Source organism: Petrotoga halophila DSM 16923, from assembly GCF_002924615.1.
The window spans coordinates 1-2,544 of record NZ_JALY01000183.1 but is presented as its reverse complement, the minus strand read 5'-3'; the positions used below and the strand labels follow the sequence as shown (position 1 = coordinate 2,544).

Below are 2,544 nucleotides of genomic sequence, written 5' to 3'. Positions count from 1 at the left end.
AGAAAGATTCAGAATTATTGATAAGCGCTAAGTGGCCAGAGAGTAACGAGAATAATATTTATCCTGAATCAGAAGAGGTATTCTTGAAGATTATGGAGTTAGTTAAGGGTGTAAGGAACGTTAAAGCTGAAATGGATATACCCCAAACACAAAAGGTTGACTTGAAATACAAAATTGTCGCAAAAAACAACGATTTTATAGAAAAAAACATAAGTTTAATTGAACATTTAGCTTTTTTGAAAGATATAACTCAAACTGAAGTGAAACCAGCAAAATCTGCCACTGCTTATGTAGATGAAAGTGTAGAAGTTTACATACCTTTAGGTGATTACATAGACATCGATACAGAGAAACAAAGGTTAACAAAAAAATTGGAAAAGCTAGCAAAAGATATAGAATTATATAATAAAAAATTATCAAATAAAAATTTCGTCGAAAAGGCTGATCCGGATGTAGTAGAAAAAACAAAAGAAGATTTGATAGAAAGTGAGAAAAAATATCAAAAATTGCAAACACTCTTAAAGGAGATTAGTTAAATGGAATTTACCAATTTAGTTGATTATCTTTATCAAAGAGGAGCAGCAAATTTCAAGGTGAAATTAGGTCTCGAAAGGATAGAAGAATTAACTAAACGTATAGGATGCCCGCAGAATTCGTTCAAAAGTATACACGTCACAGGTACTAACGGAAAAGGAAGTGTTACCACTGCACTTTCACAAATTTTAAGATATAATGGAATGAAAGTTGGAACCTTTATATCCCCACATTTGGTTTCATTAACCGAGAGAATAAAAATAAATGGGGAAAACATTTCTGAGAGAGAATTTGTGGAGATATACAATGAGATTGAAGAAGAAATAAAAAAAATGGATCTGAAAGGTGAAGAATATGCACCATCATTTTTTGAAATAACAACAGCTATGGCCTTTAAGTATTTTGAAAAACAAAAAGTGGATGTAGGAATCATTGAAGTGGGTTTAGGAGGAAGGTTGGATGCTACTAATGTTATCAATTCTGATGTTTCAGTCATAACCTCTATATCTAAAGACCATATCAAAACTTTAGGTAATACTCTTGAAGCGATAGCTTATGAAAAAGCAGGTATCATAAAGAAAAACAATTTTTTGGTATTGGGAAATATAGACGAAAGCCCAAAAAAAGTTATCTTAAATAAAGCTAAAGAAGTCAATGCAGAAAAAGTTTATGAACATGGAAAAGATTTTAATTCTACCAACCATAGATATTTTATTAACAATAATATGTTAGATTATTATGGTATTAATTCTGAAATTAAAGATCTGATTTTTGGTGCCAACGGGACGTTCCAAATGGAAAACGTTACAACATCTTTGGCAGTAGTAGAAGCGTTTATGCAAAAATTTGGAAAAGCTCTATCTATTGAGAAAATCCGAGAAGCTATGGCAAACTTTTATTGGGAAGGTAGGTTTGAGTACACAGAAATAAACGGTAAAAAGATAGTTTTCGACGGTGCCCACAATTTTGCCGCTGCCCAGCAATTAGAAAAAAGCATCAATCTTTACTTTCCTACTCAGAAAAAAATTGCCTTGATTGGGATATTGGATGATAAAGACTACAAAAAAATGTCACAAATTTTTGCTTCAGTTTTTGATAAAATTATTGTAACATCAGTTCCTACCGAAAGGGGAAGACATCCTGAATTAATATATGAAGAATTTAAAAAGCATACCAAAAATGTTGAGTTTATAAAAGACCCTTCGGAAGGTTTCAATAAGCTTTTATCAGAAAAAAGTGATATTTATTTTTTCACTGGTTCTTTGTATCTCCTTGGAAAAATCAAAGAATTAATATCCACTAATTTAGTAGCATTGTAGATATCTTTTATCGAGGTATATAATATGATAAGAAAAATTAACGCAACAATTGAAGATTTTGAGGACGAAAAAGTTCTAATCAAAATTGGAGCTTTAACTCTGGAAGCGTATCCTTCGTTCAACGTTATAAGATACTTAAAAAAGGGTGACAAATACGAATTCTTCGCATCCCTGGAAATAAGCGAATGGAACACATCACTCTATATTTTTAAAGATAAAATAGAAAGAGATGTTTTTGAAAGTTTAAAGAAAGTTTCAAAAATCGGACCAAGAATTGCTTCAAAAATCCTTAGAAAAACGGATGCAGAAGAATTTATACAAATGATAAACTCCCAAGATACAACGCTCCTTTCAAACCTGCCTGGCATAGGTAAGAAAACAGCCGAAAGACTAATATCTGAACTTTCTGATTCTTTCAGTGCCTATTCAGCTGGGGTAGGCGCTCAATCGTATGGAAATAATAATGTAAAAGAAGCTATAGAAGCTTTAGAAACTCTTGGATTTCAAAGATATGAAATTATGAAGGTCATAGGTCAACTTGATCTAGAAGAACTAAAAACGGAAGAAATAATTAAAGAATGCCTTACAAGGCTGTAGGTAATTTTCTGGTGGGATTTGCGAAGCGAAGAGGCGCTAACAAAAATCTTTTGAAATTAAAAAAATTTCAAAAAAATCTTTTGATTTTAAAAGG

At 31.6% G+C, this 2,544-nt stretch carries 2 protein-coding genes and 1 pseudogene; all 3 read left to right on the top strand.

Annotated features, from left to right (window positions below; all coding sequences use genetic code 11):
- Window positions 1-536 (top strand): annotated as a pseudogene (locus AA81_RS09275) (valine--tRNA ligase); the annotation flags it as partial.
- Window positions 537-1,853, top strand: a complete 1,317-nt coding sequence (locus AA81_RS09270) for a bifunctional folylpolyglutamate synthase/dihydrofolate synthase (protein WP_103898874.1) — start codon at window positions 537-539, stop codon at window positions 1,851-1,853.
- A gap of 24 nt (window positions 1,854-1,877) precedes the next feature.
- Window positions 1,878-2,450 (top strand): Holliday junction branch migration protein RuvA, encoded by a 573-nt coding sequence (ruvA, locus tag AA81_RS09265; protein ID WP_103078993.1) that lies wholly within the window; start codon window positions 1,878-1,880, stop codon window positions 2,448-2,450.
- Window positions 2,451-2,544: the final 94 nt, after the last annotated feature.

What these genes read in the sequence shown, in the direction of transcription:
- AA81_RS09270 (WP_103898874.1), top strand. Translation starts at nt 537, where the DNA reads ATGGAATTTACCAATTTAGTTGATTATCTTTATCAAAGAGGAGCAGCA.
- ruvA (WP_103078993.1), top strand. Translation starts at nt 1,878, where the DNA reads ATGATAAGAAAAATTAACGCAACAATTGAAGATTTTGAGGACGAAAAA.